We start from the raw sequence: 17,136 nt of genomic DNA, 5'->3' as shown, positions 1-17,136 counted from the left end.
AGCAGAAGGCCAAAGAACACGCGCCAATACGCGTCGCATGGGCCCAGAACGGGCCCAAAAAATTTAAGTGCTTGATTCTATGGCGCGCCCGACAGGAATCGAACCTGTATCAAGAGCTTCGGAAACTCTCATTCTATCCATTGAACTACGGGCGCAAAGAGGCGACATTGTACCCATATTTCGCGCCGTTGCGGCGGCGCAGCGGCCAGACAAGTTGACCTCCGTCGTCCCCGGCCGGCTTAGCGTTATATAATCCAGCGTTTGCATGCGGGGTCGGTCGCTTTTCTGGCCTATCCTTGCGCAGTAGTTATTCGTCTGTTGCCGCCGCCAGGCGCCCCGGTACCCGATTTGCAGGATTTGGTTATGAGCAACGAGCAGGAACACCACGAAGAACACGCGTCGCCTATCAAGACTCCCAAACAGCTGATCGTCACGGTCGTGCTGTCGTTCCTGGTGCCGATCATCGTCATCATCATGCTGGTGAACTTGGTCACGGCCAGCGACAAGACGGGCGCCGGCTCCGACACCCTCACCGAAGAGGCGGTGGCCCGCCGCATTGCCCCGGTGGCCGGGTTTGAACTGGTCGATGCCAACGCGCCCAAGGTCTTCAAGACCGGCGAACAGGTCTATCAGGCCGTCTGTACGGCCTGCCACACGGCGGGCGTGGCCGGCGCGCCCAAGCTGGGCGACAAGGCCGCCTGGGAACCTCTCCTGAAAGCGGGCTACGACGCCATGCTCGACGTGGCCCTGCACGGCAAGGGCGCCATGCCCGCCAAGGGCGGCAACCCGGCCCTGAGCGACTACGAAGTCGCCCGTGCGGTGGTCTACATGGCCAATGAATCCGGCGGCTCGTTCGAAGAACCCGAAGCCCCCGCGCAGGAAGGCGAGGCCAAGCCCGAAGAAACCAAGCAGGCGGCTGCTCCGGCCGCTGCCGCTGCTGCGCCTGCTGCCGCGGCCCCCCAGGCACAGGCCCAAGCCCCCGCCCCGGCTCAACAGCAAGCCCAGGCCCCGGCGCCCAAGGCCGAAGCCGCGGTCAATCCGGTTGGCGAAAAACTGTACAAAGCCACTTGCTTCGCTTGCCACGGCACGGGCGTGGCCGGCGCTCCCAAGCTGGGCGACAAGGCTGCCTGGGAACCCTACCTGAAGACCGGCATGGACGCCATGGTCAAGGTCGCCATCACCGGCAAGGGCGCCATGCCGCCCAAGGGTGGCGCGGCCAACGCCTCCGAAGAAGACATTCGGGCCGCTGTCGAATACATGGTCCAGTCGGTCCAGTAATCCCTGCCCTGGCCGAAGAAAAGCCCCCGCAGTGCGGGGGCTTTTTTACGCGCGCGATGCGCGCGCCTGGCGCCTCTATCGCCGCTCCAGGTGTATGGCCAACCCGGACTCGCCCGGCGCAATGTCCGGCCGCAGGGTCAACTCCGGGATCAGGTAGCTGCCCGCATTCTGTTTGCGAAAGGGAATGGGCTGCGCCGTCCAGAAGTCGTCCAGGCGGCGCGATAGCGCCTGGCACACACGCTCGAACGCGGGCGTGTCAATGCGGCTGGTGCGATAGATGACGTGCGGCGGCAACACATCAAACCCGGGGTAGTACAGGATGCCATGCTGGATGGGAAACAGCAGGTCGTCGATAGGGCCATTGATGCCGCGGGGGCCGTAGTGCGACTCCCAGCCGCCCGCAGTCACGACCAGCATGGCCCGCTTGCCCGCGAGCGTCCCTTCGCCATAGCGGTCGCCCCAATGGGTGTCCGAGTGCTCGCCCACGCCATAGGCAAATCCATACGCGTAGACGCGCTCAACCCATCCCTTCAGGATCGCCGGCATCGAGAACCACCACAGCGGAAACTGCAGAATGACGCCATCGGCCCAGCGCAGTTTCTCCTGCTCGCGTTCGATATCGGCGCTTTGCGTACCGTTCCGGAAGGCCGCTGCAGATTCGGCCGAAGGATCGAAGCGCACTTCCGGCTCACAGGCCATGTTGTCCTGCGCATCGAGCGCGGCCTTCCAGCCCATGGCATACAGATCGGAAACCTGCACCGCATGGCCGGCGCGCTCCACATGCCGGCAAATAAAGTTCTTGATGGACCCGTTCAGCGAGCGCGGTTCAGGATGGGCATAGACAAGCAACAGATTCACGGAAAGCTCCTATCGAGATAGCCAGCCACACGATAGGGTCGCGTCCGCTATATTAGAAATGAATTCCTTTATTGGTCACTATTGCCATGCCCAATACCGTAGATCGGCTGCGCCGGCTGGACCTGAATCTGCTGGTGACGCTGGAGGCGCTGCTGACCGAGCTGAACGTCACGCGCGCGGCGAGCCGGCTGCATTTGTCGCAGCCCACGGTCAGCCTGCAGCTTGCCCGGCTGCGCGACGTGTTGGGCGACCCCCTGCTGCTGCCCGGACCACGCGGCATGCGGCCCACCGCCCGCGCAGAACAACTGCGCGAGCCCCTGCGCGTGGCGCTGCAGGCGCTGCGCGAGGCTATCGCGCCCCCCGGCGCCTTCGAGCCGGCCAACGCCGAACTTACCTGGCGCGTGTCTGCATCCGATTACGCGGGAGCGACCGTATTGCAGCCGGCCCTGGCCGGGCTGCGCGCCCGCGCGCCGCGTTCGCGCATTGCCATCTGTCCGCTTTCGCCGCAGCGCCTGGCGCGCCAGCTCGAACAGGGCGAACTGGACCTGGCCTTTCACATTGCGGCCGAGTCGCCGCCCGCATTGCGGCGCAGGCCCTTGTTCCATGAGCATTATGTGTTGGCAGGGCGGGCTGGCCATCCCGGGCTGAAGCGCCGCCCCACGCTCGCGCAGTTCTGCCGGCTCGACCATGCCGTCGTGTCGCAGGACGAAGGCGGGTTCTACGGGGTGACCGACATGGTGCTGGCCCAACAAGGCATGCAGCGCAACGTCGTGCTGTCCGTGCCACACTTTCTGGTGCTTCGGTCCGTGCTCGCCACCACCGATCTGGTGGCGATGGTGCCCGCGCGACTCATACGCGGCGCAACCGAATTGCGTGCGGTGCGGGCGCCGCTGGATATACCGGGGTTCGACATGGTGATGCTGTGGCACGAACGCCTGCACCGAGACCCAGCCCACCAATGGCTGCGCGAACAGATCGCCCGGTCGACGGCGTAGCGGCGCGCCGGGCGAAGAGTGTCCGTCAGGCCGCGGGCTCGGCGAGCAGCGACAGGCCCAGCTGCACCCGCCGCTGCAGCCACAGGCTGGGCCGATAGCGCATGTCACCGGTTACGCGCTGCAGGTTGCGCAGGATCTCGAGAATGCGCTCGCCCCCCAGGGCGTCGCCCATCGCCAGCGGCCCCATCGGGTAGCCCAGGCCCAGCGTCACCGCGCGGTCGATGTCGGCCGGCGTGGCGATGCCTTGCTGGGCGATCTCGCAAGCCACGTTGACGATCGCCGCCACGATGCGCTGCGCCACGAAACCCGCCGAATCCTGGATCACACTGACTGGCGCACCGTCGCCGGCCAGCAGCGCGTGCGCGGCGTCGCGCCAGCGTGCCTGCGTCGCGGGCGACAGCATCAGCGTGCGGCGCTTGCCCGCGGCCAGCCCATGCAGGGTGTCCAGGCCGACCGTCCGTGTTGCATCCAGGCCTTGCTGGCTGGCGCAGGTGGATACGTCTTCGCCATATGGCGTCACCAGCAACAACGCGTCGTCGGGCGCCTGAGCCGCATCGACGATGCCGGCGCCCAGCGATTCGAGCAGCGCCAGGGCGCGCGCCCTGCCCTCTTCATGCGCCGGGCTGACCCACACACGCAGGCCGGGCTCGGCCGCGGGCGCGGCGGGCTCGGCAGGCGCCTGCTTCTGGCCATCGGGGTAATCGTAGAAACCCGCACCGGCCTTGCGGCCGATAAGGCCGCCCGCCAGGCGCACGGCCGTGATGGGCGACGGCCGGAAGCGCGGTTCATCGAAGAACTGGCGATAGATCGATTCCATGACCGGATGCGAAACGTCCAGCGCGGTCAGGTCCATGAGTTCGAAGGGCCCCATGCGGAATCCGGCCTGTTCGCGCATGATGGCGTCGATCTGCGCAAACGACGCCACGGATTCCTGCGCCACCTTCAGGCCCTCTATGTTCATGCCTCGGCCCGCATGGTTCACGATGAAGCCGGGCATGTCCTTGGCGCGCACCGGGGTATGGCCCATGCGGCGCGCCAGGGCGGCAAGCGCATCGCCAGCCGCGGGATCACTGCGCAGGCCATCGATGACTTCGACCACCTTCATCAGCGCCACCGGGTTGAAGAAGTGAAAGCCCACCACGCGCTGCGGGCGCTGGCACGCAGCCGCAATCGCGGTGATCGACAGCGATGAGGTATTCGAGGCCAGGATGCAATCGGGCCCGACGATGCTTTCCAGCTTGACGAACAGATCGCGCTTGACGTCCAGCCGTTCGACGATGGCTTCGACCACCGCCTGGCAGTCGGCCAGTTCGTCCAGCGCGGCGGCAGGATGAATCCGCGCCAGCGCCGCCTCGGCGTCGGCTTGGCTGAGCTTGCCTTTCTGCGCCAGCTTGTCCCACAGTTGCCGCAGCGACTCGCGCGCTGAGGCAATGGCGTCGCCGCTGGTGTCGTACAGCCGCACCTGGACGCCCGCCTGCGCGGCGATCTGCGCAATGCCGCGCCCCATGGCGCCGGCACCGACGACGGCGATGGTCTGAATATCTGTCATTGCTTGTGCTCCGTAGCGGATTGATCATCGACGGGCGCCCGCCGCGGATGTCCGCCGCGGGCATTGCGCCCCGTTGGCCGCTCAGCTGCGCGGCTGCGCGAGCGCCTGGATTTCTTCTTCAGACAGGCCCAGCCTTTCGGACAACACCTGCCGCGTGTGCTCGCCCAGCAAAGGCGCGGGACGGCGGTACTGCACCGGACTGTCCGAGAACTTGAGCGGGCTGGCGGCCACCGGCACCTTGCCGGCGGTGGGGTGCGGCAGTTCGCGCCACATCTCGCGCGCCTGCACCTGCGGGTCTTTATAGACCTGGTCCAGCGTATTGATGGGGCCGGCCGGCACGCCGGCCGCCTCGAGCTCGGCCAGCCAGAAGTCGCGCTCGCCGGTGGCCATGCGCTCGGCCAGCAACGGCACCAGCGCGTCGCGGTTCTGCACGCGTTGCGGGTTGGTGGAAAAGCGCGGATCGTCCGACAGCTCGGGCAACCCGATCACACGGCAATAGTTGCGGAACTGGCTGTCGTTGCCCACCGCCACGATCAGGTGGCCGTCGCTCGCGGCGAACACCTGGTACGGCACCAGGTTCTGGTGCGCATTGCCGGCGCGCCTGGGGGCCTGGCCGGTTGTCATGTAATTGAGGTTCTGGTTGGCCAGCATGGCGACCTGGCAATCCAGCAGCGCCATGTCGATGTGTTGGCCCAGGCCGCTACGGCCGCGTTCGTGCAGCGCGGCCAGGATGGCAACGGTGGAATACATGCCGGTCATCAGGTCGGCCACGGCCACGCCGGCCTTTTGCGGCCCGCCGCCCGGCAGGTCGTCGCGCTCGCCGGTAATGCTCATGAGCCCGCCCGTGCCCTGGATCATGAAGTCGTATCCAGGGCGGCTGGCGTAGGGGCCGGTCTGGCCGAATCCGGTGATCGAGCAGTAGATCAGGCGGGGGTTTTCGGCCTTGAGCGTCTGGTAGTCCAGGCCGTACTTGCGCAGGCCGCCCACCTTGAAGTTCTCGACCAGGATATCGCTCTGGCGCGCCAGTTCGCGCACCAGTTCTGCGCCGCGCGGCGACGCGATGTCGAGCGCCACCGAATACTTGTTGCGGTTGGCGCTCAGGTAATACGCGGCCTCGGTGGTATCGGCGCCCGTGGCGTCTTTCAGATAAGGCGGGCCCCACGCGCGCGTGTCATCGCCCGCGCCGGGACGTTCGATCTTGATGACTTCGGCGCCAAGGTCGGCAAGGTTCTGGGTGCACCAGGGGCCGGCCAGGACGCGGGTCAGGTCCAGCACGCGTATGCCGGTCAGGGGAGCGGGTCGTTGCGACATGATCAATAAGAAAGAAGAAAGATAAAACTCGGAAAGAACCCTGGGATATTAGCCCTCGGCCCGTATTGACGTATTCCGTTTTGCGAACGTTGTTGTGCGCGTCCTGCACAAGTTGCGGCCTGCACGCCGTTACTCCGGCGCCACCAGGCCGCCCGCCAGCAGGTCGAAGAAATCTTCTGCGATGGCTTCGGCCGCCTGCGGGCCCCCCGGCCGATACCAGCGCGCCATCCAGTTCAGCGTCGACAGCACCGCACGGCCCGAGGAAGCGACGTCGAGCGCGCGGAATTCACCTGCGGCCATGCCGGCGGCCAGGATGTCGCGCAGCATGCGTTCGTAATCGTCGCGCAGATGCGCGGCGTCTTCGCGTTCGGTGATGGTCATGCCCGAATAGCCGACCAGCATCGTGACGAATTGCGGATGATGCTGCTCGAAGTAGCGGGCGTGAGCCAGCATGAACGCACGCAGGCGCTCGCGGTGGCCGGGCGCCTGCGCCACGGCCTGGGATACGGCCGCCGTCATGCCGCGCAGCACATCGATGATGATCGCGTCGTAGATGTCCTGCTTGGTGGGGTAGTAATGGTAAATCGCCGCCTTCGATACCCCGATGGCGGCGGCAAGGTCGGCCACCGAACTGTTTTCGTAGCCCGATTTCGCGAACAGGCGCGCGGCCTCTTCCAGGATGCGTTCGCGCGGCGCAGTCAGTGTCGGGGGGCGGCCGGCGCGTGGCCGCTTGGTGGAAGCAATGCTGTCGGGCATGAAGGCAAGGGCGCGGCGCATCGCATTGACATGCGGGCGATGCTTGCCGTTAAATGAATATCGATTAATTACCGGCCGTCCGGTAGGTAATTATATGCACGCCCCCGGCTCACTTTCAACTTCCGCTCACTCATGAACGCACGCGACGCCGCCCAGCCCCATGCCCTGGTTTCCCAGCTCTATGCGCAAATGACGCTGCCGGTCATTTGTTCGCCCATGTTCATCGTGTCCAACCCCAAGCTGGTGGTGGAACAATGCGCCAGCGGCGTGGTGGGGTCTTTTCCCGCGCTCAACGCACGGCCGCAGTCGCTGCTGGATGAGTGGCTGTCCGAAGTCCAGGAAGGCCTGGCCGCGCGGCGCAACACCGACACGGCCGCGACAGTGGCGCCCTACGCAGTGAACCAGATCATCCACCATTCGAACGACCGCCTCGAACAAGACCTGGCCGTCTGCGCCAAGCATCGCGTTCCCTACATCATTACCAGCCTGCGTGCGCCCGGCGACCTGGTTGACGGCATCCACGCCTGGGGCGGCAAGGTCTTCCATGACGTCACCACCGTGCGGCACGCCGAAAAAGCGCTGGAAGCGGGCGTGGACGGCTTGATCCTGGTGTGCGCCGGAGCGGGCGGCCATGCGGGCACCTTGAGCCCGTTCGCACTGCTGCGCGAAGTCCGGCGCCGCTACGACGGCCCGATCATCCTGTCGGGCGCCATCACGTCCGGCGCGGATATTCTGGCGGCGCAGGCCATGGGCGCCGACTTTGTCTATATGGGCACGCGCTTCATCGCCAGCGCCGAAGCCAATGCGTCCGACGGCTACAAGCAGGCCATCGTAGATGCCGGTGCGGCCGACATTCTGTACACGCCCTTCTTTACAGGCATCCCCGGCAACTACTTGAAATCCAGCATCGAGGCGGCCGGCCTGGACCCGGCGAACCTGCCGGCTCCGGACACGGGCGCCTCCAACTTCGGCTCGACCCGCGTCAAACCGTGGAAAGACATCTGGGGCGCCGGCCAGGGGGTGGGCGGCATCGACAGCGTACTGCCTGCTGCCGACATCGTGGCCAACCTGCGCCGCGAGTACGCCGAGGCGCGTGCGCGGCTTGCCGCACGGGAGTTCGCATGAGCGCCGTGCCCGACAGCCTGACGGTCGAGCGGGAGGGCGGCGTCCTGACCCTGACGGTCAATCGCCCCGATCGGCGCAATGCGCTGGATATCGCCACCTATCTGGCGCTGGCCGATCAGTTGGCCCGCGCGACCGACGACTCCAGCCTGTCGGCGGTGATCCTGACTGGCGCAGGCGGACATTTCACGGCGGGCAACGACCTGCGCGACTTCCAGGGCGACCGCCCCGAAGGCGACAGCGCCGGCATGACGTTTCTGCGCGCCCTGATCGCCACTGACGTGCCGGTGATCGCGGCGGTAGAGGGCTACGCGGTCGGTATCGGCGTCACCTTGCTGCAGCATTGCGACTTTGTCTATGCGGCGCGCAATGCCACGCTGCGCATCCCGTTCGTCGCATTGGGGCTGTGCCCCGAAGGCGCATCCAGCCTGCTGCTGCCCCGACTGGCGGGCGCGCGCAAGGCCGCGCAGTGGCTGTTGCAGGGCAAGGCGTTCGACGCCGAGGCCGCGGTGCAAGCGGGCCTGGCGACCGACATTGCTGAACCCGGCCAGGCGTTGGCCATGGCGCACGCAACGGCGGCCGAACTCGCAGCCCAGCCGCGCAACGCCCTGCGGCTGACCAAGGCCATGCTCAAGCGGGCCGACCGCCAGGCGGTCGACGAAACGCTTGAGTACGAAGCGGCCCAATTCCGGGCCCGGCTGCAAACACAGGAAGCGCAGGACGCATTCGCGCGGTTCCTGACAAAGAAATAGCGTCCTGCCCGGATGCGCCTGTCAGAACGGCGCGCCGGGATCGAAATCCGGCGCACGCCGCTCGCGCAGGGATTGGATACCTTCGCTCACGTCGGGGCCGGCAAACCCCATGAACTCCAGGGCCAGCGACGCATCGAAGCTGGGGCCTGCGGTGCGCAACCAGTTGTTCAGCGCGTATTTGGTCCAGCGGATGGCCGTCTGCGAGCCGTTGGCCAGCCGCGTGGCCACCTCGAATGCCTTGTCGGTCAATTCGGCTTCGTCCACGCACAGCGACACCAGCCCTATGCGCTCGGCCTCGGCCCCCGTCACCGTCTCGCACAACAACAGGTAGTACTTGGCCTTGGCCATGCCGCACAGCAACGGCCACACAATGGCGGCATGGTCGCCTGCCGCCACGCCCAGCCGCGTGTGCCCATCGATAATGCGCGCATCGCGCGCAGCGATGGAGATGTCGGCCAGCAGCCCGGCCACCAGCCCCGCACCCACGGCGGCCCCGTGCATGGCCGACACGATGGGCTTATTGCAGTTGATCACGTTGTAGACCAGGTCGCGAGCCTCGCGCCATACCCGCGACCGTACCTGGAAGTCGTCGGCCATCTGCTCGACAAGCTCCAGGTCGCCCCCGCCGGAAAACCCTTTGCCTTCCCCACGGATCACCACCACGCGGGTGGCGGGGTCGGTATCGACGTCGCGCCATATGTCGGCCAGCTCCCGGTGCAGCCGGGCGTCCGCGGTAGAAAGCCTGCCGGGCTGGCCGCCCTTGGCGGCCATGATGATTTCCAGGATGCCGTGCGGATGCCGGCGCAGTTTCAAGGCCTGGTATTGCGAATAATGGTCCAGCGATGAGTCGGGCACCGTTGTCTCCTTGAATATTGCCTGTGCTCCAGGGGCACTATAGTGGATAGTCATCCATTCTCTGCCTGACTTGCTCCGCAAGCGCCGCCATGTCTGCCCGTGATCCCCTGCCCATTCTTCGCCAGCACCTGCCTCTGTTGTTCGCGCCGCGCCGGCCCGATGCCCACAAGGGTACGCATGGCACCGTTGCCATCATTGGCGGCGGGCCGGGCATGGTCGGCGCGGCGCTGCTGGCCGGCCGCGCCGCCCTGAAAACGGGAGCGGGCAAAGTCCTGGTGGGCTTTGCCCAGCAGGCTTGCCCGCTGCCCTGCGATCCCTTGCAGCCCGAGCTGATGTTGCGCGATGCCGCCGCACTGTATCGGGCCGACCTGCCCGTCGATGCCTGGGTGGCCGGCTGCGGGCTGGGGATGGACACGCTGTCGCAAACCACCCTGGCCGGGCTTTTCGCGCAACGTGCCGACACGCCGCTCGTGCTGGACGCCGACGCGCTGAATCTGCTTGCGGGCGGCGCCCTGCCCGGCTGGGGCCCCGGGCCGGTGGTGTTGACGCCGCACGCTGCCGAAGGTGCCCGCTTGCTGGGCGTAAGCACCAAGGCGGTGCAGGCCGACCGGCTGGAAGCCGCCCGTGAATTGGCGCGCCGCCACGCCGCCTGGGTAGTACTGAAGGGGCCCGGCACCCTGGTGTGCCGGCCTGACGGGCATTGCTGGCGCAATATCACGGGTAACGCCGGCCTGGCGTCGGCGGGTACCGGCGATACCCTGGCCGGCATGCTGGGCAGCCTGATCGCGCAGGGCATCCCGCTGGATCAGGCCGTACCCGGGGCCGTGTGGCTACACGGGGCGGCTGCCGATCTCCTGGTAGCCCGGGGAACCGGACCCAAAGGACTCACCGCAAGCGAGCTCCCCGACGCCGTCCGGCAGTTGCGCAACGGCCACGGTTAACGGTAGTTACAACTTATCCACAGATAGATGTTGCATTGCACTTAGGGTTATCCCTATAATGGTTTACCCCAAGACGAAACGGACTGGAGAAAACCATGAGCGAACTGACCCTTAATAGCAATGCCCGCCTTACCGACGCGCTTGAACGCGACCTGCTTCGCGGCGCGATGGAAGCCCAATCTAACGCCCAACCGCTGGTGCTGCTGAAGCAGGCCGCCGGCAAGATCGCCCGCGCCGGTCGCGCCTTCGCCAACTACGTTGCCGAAGTCAACGACACCATGAACCGCGCCCGCGCCGCCAGCGCGCACTACACCGGTTCGCAGTGGTAATACCGTAACGGCCGCCGCCCGCCACTTTCAAAAGTCGGGCGGCATTGCCTTGCGTGCATGGCACGCGTCCAAGGCGCCACACCTCGAAGCGAGGGTGGCGCCTTGTCGTTTTTGATGCGTGGGCCGAAGATTTATTGCATTGCAACATGAAATTCGCGAATTGACAACGCGGGAATCGGCTTCCGATAATCGGCGCCTTGTCACGATTGATTGCAACTGGCGGCACCCCCGCCGTCCGGTGCGAACGATCACCGACTGGAGCCAAAATGAATATCCGCACTTCCCTGGCCGCGCTGGTTACCAGCGCCGGTCTCATCATCGCACCGACCGTCCTGGCACAGTCCCTGACCGTGGCCCTGTCGTCGGAGCCGACTTCCGCCGACCCGCACTATCACAAGCAGACGCAGAACGATGCGCTGTCCGCGCACATCTACGATTCGCTGATCTATCGCAGCGCCGACATGCAGCTCAAGCCCGGCCTGGCGGTGTCCTGGAAGAACCTGGACGACCTGACCTGGGAATTGAAGCTGCGCGAAGGCGTGAAGTTCTCGAACGGCGAGCCCTTTACGTCCCAGGACGCATTGTTCTCGGTGTGCCGCACGCTGAACAACGAGACCAATATCTCGCAGTCGTACATGACGGTCACCAAGCTGCTGACCGATGTGCAGACGCCGGACGACCACACTGTCATCCTGAAGACCGCCGCGCCCTTCCCGCTGATGCCCGCCGAGCTGGCGCGCCAGCTGCCCATCATCTGGAACGGCATTGTCGAGCACGGCCCGCTGAAGTTCGCCCCCAAAGAAGGCTGCGGCGTAACGGGCGCGTGGCCGACGGTGGTTGATTTCAATAATGGCAAAGACGCCATCGGCACCGGCCCGTACAAGCTGAAGTCGTACGTCAAGGGCACCGGAATCGAACTGGAGCGCAACGAGACGTACTGGGGCGAGAAGCCGCACTGGCAAACGGTGAAGTTCGTGCCGGTGCCCAACGCCGGCCCCCGACTGACGGGCCTGCTGTCGGGTGACTTCGATGTCATCGAGAACCCGGCCGCCCGCGACCTGCCGCGTCTGAAAGACAACGGCAAGTTCGAGTACGTGGCCACGCCGTCGACCCGCCTGATCTTCTTCCAGCCCGACGTCGGCCGCAACCCCAGCCCGTTCGTCAAGAGCCCGGACGACAAGAACCCGTTGCAAGACCTGCGGGTTCGCAAGGCCATCAGCATGGCCATCGACCGCAAGACGATCAATGCGCGCATCATGGACGGCCTGGCCACGCCTGCGTACCAGTTCATGCCTGACGGCATGTTCGGCGCGCTGCCTGCCGCGCCGGAAATCAAGTACGACCCGGAAGGCGCCAAGAAGCTGCTGGCCGAAGCCGGCTATCCCAACGGTTTTGAGCTGACGCTGTCGTCCACCAACAACCGGTATGTGAACGACGCCCAGGTGACGCAGGCAGTGGCCCAGTATCTGTCGCGCATCGGCATCAAGACCCACGTGGATGCGATGACTGCGTCGATCTACTTTCCCAAGCGCGCCAAGCGTGAGTTCAGCTTCGCGATGGGCGGCTGGCCGGCTGAAACGGGCGAAGCGTCGGCGCTGTTCCAGTTGTGGGTGGCATCGCTGGATTCGGCCCGCAGCCTGGGCACCAGCAACTACGGCGGCTTTTCGAACGCCGACTTCGACAAGGTGTACGAGCAGGCCATTGTGACGGTTGACCCCGAAAAGCGCGAAAAACTGCTGCAAGAGTCCACGCAGATCGCACTGGACAACCTGCCGCTGATTCCGCTGCACTTCGAAAGCAGCATCTGGGCCTTCCGCAAGGGCCTGACCTACGAAGGCCGCCGCGACCAGTACACCCTGGCGATGTCGGTACGGCCCTCGCAATAAGCCGACAAGGCACGGCCTTCGGCGCCAAGGTGTCTGACACCCTTCGGGAGTCAGACACCGATGCTGCCCTCGGCATCTTCCAACGGCCAAGGTGTCTGACACCCTACGGGAGTCAGACACCGATGCTGCGCCGGGCATCTTCCAACGACCAAGGTGTCTGACACCCTTCGGGAGTCAGACACCGGTGCTGCCCTCGGCATCTTCCAACGGCCAAGGTGTCTGACACCCTTCGGGAGTCAGACACCGGTGCTGCCCCCGGGCATCTTCCAACGGCCAAGGTGTCTGACACCCTTCGGGAGTCAGACACCGGTGCTGCCCCCGGCATCTTCCAACGGCCAAGGTGTCTGACACCCTTCGGGAGTCAGACACCGGTGCTGCCCCCGGCATCTTCCAACGACCAAGGTGTCTGACACCCTTCGGGAGTCAGACACCGGTTCTGCCCCCGGCATCTTCCAACGGCTAAGGTGTCTGACACCCTGCGGGAGTCAGACACCGGTGCTGCCCCGGCATCTTCCAACGGTTCTGGTGTCTGACTCCCGTAGGGTGTCAGACACCGCCCCCCGCACCAGCCGTCAAACCCATTTCACGCGTTTTTTCTCGCTGCGCGCCTGCTGCCTTTCCTGCGGCAACGTGGCCTCGACTTCGTCGATGCGCGATTTCAGGTGGTTGATGAAGCGCACCACGCCTGGCGGCAGCAGCCGCCCTTCCATGGTCTGGATCTGCAGATTGCGCGACTGCAGTTCGGCGCTGACGACGGGCCGGGCCACCAGCCCGTCTTGCTCCAGGCGCCAGGCCACCGAGATGTAGCCAGCGAACATCACTGCATCGGAATTGCGCACAAAACCATGCAGCGCCGGCGAATAATTCGAAATCAGCGCCGCCTGCAACTGCATGTCTTCCAACGCGCAGGTGCGGTTGAGCAGGCGCCGCGCCGTGCTCTTGTCATCGGTCAGCGCCAGTGGATAGGCCAGCACGTCCTCGAGCTGCAGGCTGCTGCGCGCGGCCAGCGGATGGGTCGCCGCCATGACGGCGTACACCGGCGCGCGCCAGGAATGCACGACCGCCACCCCCTGCGCCGGCTCGACGTTGAACGACACCGCGACGTCAATGTCGCCGTTGGCGATATAGCGCATCGCTTCGGGCGGGGTAAGCACTTGGAGCGAAAACCGCGTGCGCGGATACTGCTTGCGGAAATCCACCATGGCGACAGGCAGGAAGCCCTGCGCCGGCCCTTCGGAAGCGCCGACGCGGATCTCGTCGTGCGGCGTGCCCTGCAAGGCGGCAATCTGGCGCATGACTTCGTCCGCTTCAAGCCAGGTGCGGCGCGCATGCGCCAGCAACAGCCGGCCGGCCTCGCTCAGCGCCATGCCGCGCGGGGCACGCTCGAATAACGGCGCGCCCACCTGTTCTTCCAGCCGGGCGATCTGCCGGCTGATGGCAGACACCGCCACGTGCAACTGCCTGGAAGCGGCGCTGAGGCTGCCCGTTTCGGCGACTGCCACGAAGTACTTCAGCGAAATTCCCAGCATAGGTCTCCTGTGGGGCCGCAAGCGGCCACTGCAAAGGCAAGCGGCAACCCCGCGTCATGGTCGGCTACCTTTGCCAAAAAAGCAAATACTCTGCCAAATATTCTAATTGTCGCGAAAGGTGGCGGCTCCTAGAATCTGCCCAGATAACAATCCGGCCGCGCTGGCCCAGGCCTTGCCCGCGCGCCGCAGGGGAAACGTGTCCATGGCAGCATCGTGTCCGGAAGCCCGGGCCTCGTGCAGCCGTGCACGCCGGCGGCGTGCCGCGCGGGTTGGCGCCCAGATGCCGAAAACCTGCTTCGTGGAGCGCCCATGGTTACCGATGCCGCCACACCGCTGCGACCCTTCACTCTCGACTGTCCGGATCTGACTGCCGAACGACAGGGCAATACCGGCACGCCCGGCGTGTGGCATTTCGACTCCGGCGCGCCGGGCAAGCGCGTCATGCTCACGGCGCTGGTGCACGGCAACGAGCTGTGCGGCGCCTGGGCACTGAAGGCCCTGCTCGCACACGGCCCGCAACCCCGGCGTGGCACGCTGACCCTGGCGTTCTGCAACCTGGCCGCGTTCGACCGCTTCGATGCCGCCAATTACCTGCCCGCGCGCTTCGTCGACGAAGACATGAACCGCGTGTGGAGCGCCGACAAACTGGCCGCGCCCTCGACGTGCGAACGCGAGCGTGCCGCGGCCCTGCGGCCTTGGGTAGACCGGGCAGACTGGCTGCTGGATTTCCACTCGATGAGCAATTCCGATGTGCCCCTGCAACTGACCGGCGTGCACGACCGGAACATCGAACTGGCCTTGCAGCTGGGCAACCCCGCCAACATCATTGCCGATGCCGGCCATGCGTCAGGCGTGCGCATGCGCGATTACGGCCGCTTTGGCGAAAGCGGCGACAACGGCACCCGCTCGCTGCTGATCGAATGCGGATTTCATGGCGACCCGGCGTCGCGAGATGTCGCCATCGACCAGATGGCCCGCTTCCTGGCGGCTGCGGGCGCGTTCGACCCGGGCGATCTGCCCGCCGACTGGACCGCGCCGCCTGCGCCGCGCCAGCAAGCCTTGCGCGTTACGCATGCCATCGCCGCTCAGACGGCCGACGTGCGCTTCGCGCAACCGTGGCGCGGCCTGGAACGTCTGCCCCGGGCCGGCACGCTGCTGGGCTGGAATGCCGGCGAGCCCTTCGTGACACCGTATGACGACTGCGTCCTCATCATGCCGTCGCTGGCCAATGTGCGCCCCGGGGTAACGGTGCTGCGCCTGGCCCAACCGATTGCCTAGGCCGCCAACACGGCCCGGATTCATCACAACGTTGACATCGCCACGCATCCAGGAGACAACCACTATGTCCGCATTCCGCATACGCACGGCCGCCCTGGTCGCGCTGCTCGGCCTGACCGGCGGCGCGCACGCCCAGACGCTCAAGATCGCGCTGGCCTCCGAGCCCACCGCCATGGACCCGCACTACCACCAGGCCACCCCCAACAATGCGCTGGCTGCCCACATCTTCGAAACCCTGGTCGCGCAGGACGCGAAGATGAGCCTGGTGCCCGGCCTAGCCTCGTCGTGGAAGGCGCTGGACGACACCACCTGGGAATTCAACCTGCGCGAGGGCGTAAAGTTCTCGAACGGCCAGCCATTTACCCCGCAGGACGTCATCTTCACGTTTTGCCGGGCCATGAACAATGAAGAAGCCATCGCCGGCTCCTATGCCGCCGTCGTGAAGAAGTTCGCCGATGTCTCGGCCGTAGATGCCCGCACGCTGCGTATCAAGACGCAGAAGCCGTATCCGCTGCTGCCCAACGACCTGACGCGCATGGGCATTCTGTGGAGCGGCATCGTCGAGCATGGCCCCATCAGCTTCGATCTCGACAAGAAATGCGGCGTGACCGGCGACTGGCCCAGGGTCATCGATTTCAACAATGGCAAGAACACGATCGGCACCGGCCCGTACAAATTCAAGTCATACGTGAAGGGCTCGGGCATCGAACTGGAGCGCAATGACGCCTATTGGGGCGACAAGCCCGAATGGCGCAACGTGACTTTCGTGCCGGTGCCCGGCGCGGGCCCGCGCCTGACCGGTCTGCTGGCGGGCGACTTTGATGTCATCGAAAGTCCGGCCGCGCGCGACGTGCCGCGTATCAAGAACACCCCGGGGATCGGCTACGTGGTGACGCCATCGGTGCGCGTCATTTACTTCCAGTTCGATGTCGATCGCGACGACAGCCCGCTGGTAAAGGCCCCCGGCGGCAAGAACCCGCTGCAGGACGTGCGGGTGCGACGCGCCATCAGCATGGCCATAGACCGCAAGACCATTGTGGACCGCATCATGGACGGCATGGCCACGCCGGCCAACCAGTTCCTGCCCGACGGCATGTTCGGCACACTGCCCCAGCCGCCCGAACTGAAGTATGACCCCGAAGCCGCGCGCAAGCTGCTGGCCGAGGCCGGCTATCCGGACGGCTTCGAGCTGACTTTGTCTTCGACGAACGACCGTTATATCAACGACGGCCAGATCACCCAGGCCGTGGCGCAGTATCTGTCGCGCGTCGGCATCAAGGCCAATGTCGACGCCATGACGCGCTCGGTGTATTTCCCGAAGCGGGCCAAGCGCGAGTTCAGCGTCGCCATGGGCGGATGGTCATCCGAAACCGGCGAGGCCTCATCGTTCCTGCAGTATTGGGTAACCTCGTACGCGCCCGAACTGGGCATGGGCACCAGCAACTATGGCCGCTACTCGAACCCGGAGCTGGATAAAATCTTCCGCCAGGCCGTCACCACTGTGGACGATGCCCAGCGGGAAAAACTGCTGCAGCAGGCCCTGACCATCGCTCTGGACGACCTGCCCAGCATCCCCCTGCACTACGAAAGCACCCTGTGGGCTTTCCGCAAGGGGCTCACGTACGAAGGTCGCGCCGACCAGTACACTCTCGCTACTTCGGTTAAGCCGGCCCCATAACGCCGGCTGTTTTTGCAAG

15 protein-coding genes and 1 tRNA gene are annotated in these 17,136 nt (G+C 65.7%); 9 read left to right on the top strand and 7 right to left on the bottom strand.

What is annotated here, in order from left to right; translation table 11 throughout:
* Positions 1 to 80 precede the first annotated feature (80 nt).
* Positions 81 to 155 (bottom strand) — tRNA-Arg (locus CAL18_RS00330).
* Positions 156 to 363: 208 nt separating this feature from the next.
* Here CAL18_RS00330 and CAL18_RS00325 point away from each other — a divergent pair.
* Entirely contained in the window at positions 364 to 1,278 is a 915-nt protein-coding gene (locus tag CAL18_RS00325; protein WP_026639600.1) for a c-type cytochrome, read from the top strand.
* Between the two features lie 75 nt (positions 1,279 to 1,353).
* Here the strand turns inward: CAL18_RS00325 and CAL18_RS00320 are convergent, their stop codons facing one another.
* Entirely contained in the window at positions 1,354 to 2,136 is a 783-nt protein-coding gene (locus CAL18_RS00320) for an NAD(P)H-dependent oxidoreductase (RefSeq protein ID WP_026639601.1), read from the bottom strand.
* Positions 2,137 to 2,222: 86 nt separating this feature from the next.
* Between CAL18_RS00320 and CAL18_RS00315 the strand changes: the two genes are divergently transcribed.
* Complete coding sequence (locus CAL18_RS00315; protein ID WP_094795757.1) at positions 2,223 to 3,131, top strand: LysR family transcriptional regulator; 909 nt, start codon at positions 2,223 to 2,225, stop codon at positions 3,129 to 3,131.
* A 25-nt stretch (positions 3,132 to 3,156) separates the two neighbouring features.
* Here the strand turns inward: CAL18_RS00315 and CAL18_RS00310 are convergent, their stop codons facing one another.
* The 3 genes from CAL18_RS00310 to CAL18_RS00300 form a co-directional block, all read right to left on the bottom strand.
* Entirely contained in the window at positions 3,157 to 4,680 is a 1,524-nt protein-coding gene (locus CAL18_RS00310) for a 3-hydroxyacyl-CoA dehydrogenase (RefSeq protein ID WP_094817127.1), read from the bottom strand.
* 81 nt (positions 4,681 to 4,761) lie between these two features.
* On the bottom strand, positions 4,762 to 5,991 hold the full coding sequence (locus CAL18_RS00305; RefSeq protein ID WP_026639604.1) for a CaiB/BaiF CoA transferase family protein: 1,230 nt from the start codon (positions 5,989 to 5,991) through the stop codon (positions 4,762 to 4,764).
* Between the two features lie 129 nt (positions 5,992 to 6,120).
* Positions 6,121 to 6,747: a TetR/AcrR family transcriptional regulator gene (locus CAL18_RS00300; protein ID WP_094817224.1), complete on the bottom strand. Its 627-nt coding sequence runs from the start codon at positions 6,745 to 6,747 to the stop codon at positions 6,121 to 6,123.
* A 132-nt stretch (positions 6,748 to 6,879) separates the two neighbouring features.
* On the opposite strand from CAL18_RS00300, the gene CAL18_RS00295 reads away from it, so the two are divergent.
* Complete coding sequence (locus tag CAL18_RS00295) at positions 6,880 to 7,872, top strand: NAD(P)H-dependent flavin oxidoreductase (RefSeq protein ID WP_094817126.1); 993 nt, start codon at positions 6,880 to 6,882, stop codon at positions 7,870 to 7,872.
* Positions 7,869 to 8,621, top strand: coding sequence for an enoyl-CoA hydratase-related protein (locus tag CAL18_RS00290; RefSeq protein WP_094817125.1), 753 nt, complete (start codon positions 7,869 to 7,871; stop codon positions 8,619 to 8,621). Before CAL18_RS00295 ends, CAL18_RS00290 begins: the two co-directional genes overlap by 4 nt.
* A 21-nt stretch (positions 8,622 to 8,642) precedes the next feature.
* Here CAL18_RS00290 and CAL18_RS00285 read toward each other — a convergent pair whose 3' ends face one another.
* Positions 8,643 to 9,530, bottom strand: coding sequence for an enoyl-CoA hydratase/isomerase family protein (locus tag CAL18_RS00285; RefSeq protein WP_094817124.1), 888 nt, complete (start codon positions 9,528 to 9,530; stop codon positions 8,643 to 8,645).
* A 35-nt stretch (positions 9,531 to 9,565) separates the two neighbouring features.
* Here CAL18_RS00285 and CAL18_RS00280 point away from each other — a divergent pair, with 35 nt between their 5' ends.
* From CAL18_RS00280 to CAL18_RS00270, 3 genes are all read left to right on the top strand, one after another.
* The gene (locus CAL18_RS00280) at positions 9,566 to 10,417 is read left to right on the top strand and encodes an NAD(P)H-hydrate dehydratase (RefSeq protein ID WP_094817123.1); all 852 of its coding nucleotides are present in this window, start codon (positions 9,566 to 9,568) and stop codon (positions 10,415 to 10,417) included.
* A 95-nt stretch (positions 10,418 to 10,512) separates the two neighbouring features.
* Positions 10,513 to 10,746 carry a hypothetical protein gene (locus CAL18_RS00275; RefSeq protein ID WP_094817122.1) on the top strand — a complete coding sequence of 78 codons (234 nt, stop codon included), beginning with the start codon at positions 10,513 to 10,515 and terminating at the stop codon, positions 10,744 to 10,746.
* A 266-nt stretch (positions 10,747 to 11,012) separates the two neighbouring features.
* Complete coding sequence (locus CAL18_RS00270; protein WP_094817121.1) at positions 11,013 to 12,632, top strand: ABC transporter substrate-binding protein; 1,620 nt, start codon at positions 11,013 to 11,015, stop codon at positions 12,630 to 12,632.
* A 572-nt stretch (positions 12,633 to 13,204) separates the two neighbouring features.
* On the opposite strand, the gene CAL18_RS00265 is transcribed toward CAL18_RS00270, so the two are convergent.
* Positions 13,205 to 14,161 carry a LysR family transcriptional regulator gene (locus tag CAL18_RS00265; RefSeq protein WP_094817120.1) on the bottom strand — a complete coding sequence of 319 codons (957 nt, stop codon included), beginning with the start codon at positions 14,159 to 14,161 and terminating at the stop codon, positions 13,205 to 13,207.
* A gap of 309 nt (positions 14,162 to 14,470) precedes the next feature.
* On the opposite strand from CAL18_RS00265, the gene CAL18_RS00260 reads away from it, so the two are divergent.
* Positions 14,471 to 15,439, top strand: coding sequence for a succinylglutamate desuccinylase/aspartoacylase domain-containing protein (locus CAL18_RS00260; protein ID WP_094817119.1), 969 nt, complete (start codon positions 14,471 to 14,473; stop codon positions 15,437 to 15,439).
* Between the two features lie 64 nt (positions 15,440 to 15,503).
* On the top strand, positions 15,504 to 17,117 hold the full coding sequence (locus CAL18_RS00255) for an ABC transporter substrate-binding protein (protein ID WP_094817118.1): 1,614 nt from the start codon (positions 15,504 to 15,506) through the stop codon (positions 17,115 to 17,117).
* Positions 17,118 to 17,136: the final 19 nt, after the last annotated feature.

This window comes from Bordetella genomosp. 7 (assembly GCF_002261415.1).
Classification (GTDB): Bacteria; Pseudomonadota; Gammaproteobacteria; order Burkholderiales; family Burkholderiaceae_B; genus Bordetella_A.
The sequence above is the reverse complement of the archived record's forward strand: the minus strand, read 5'-3'. Positions and strand labels throughout refer to the sequence as shown.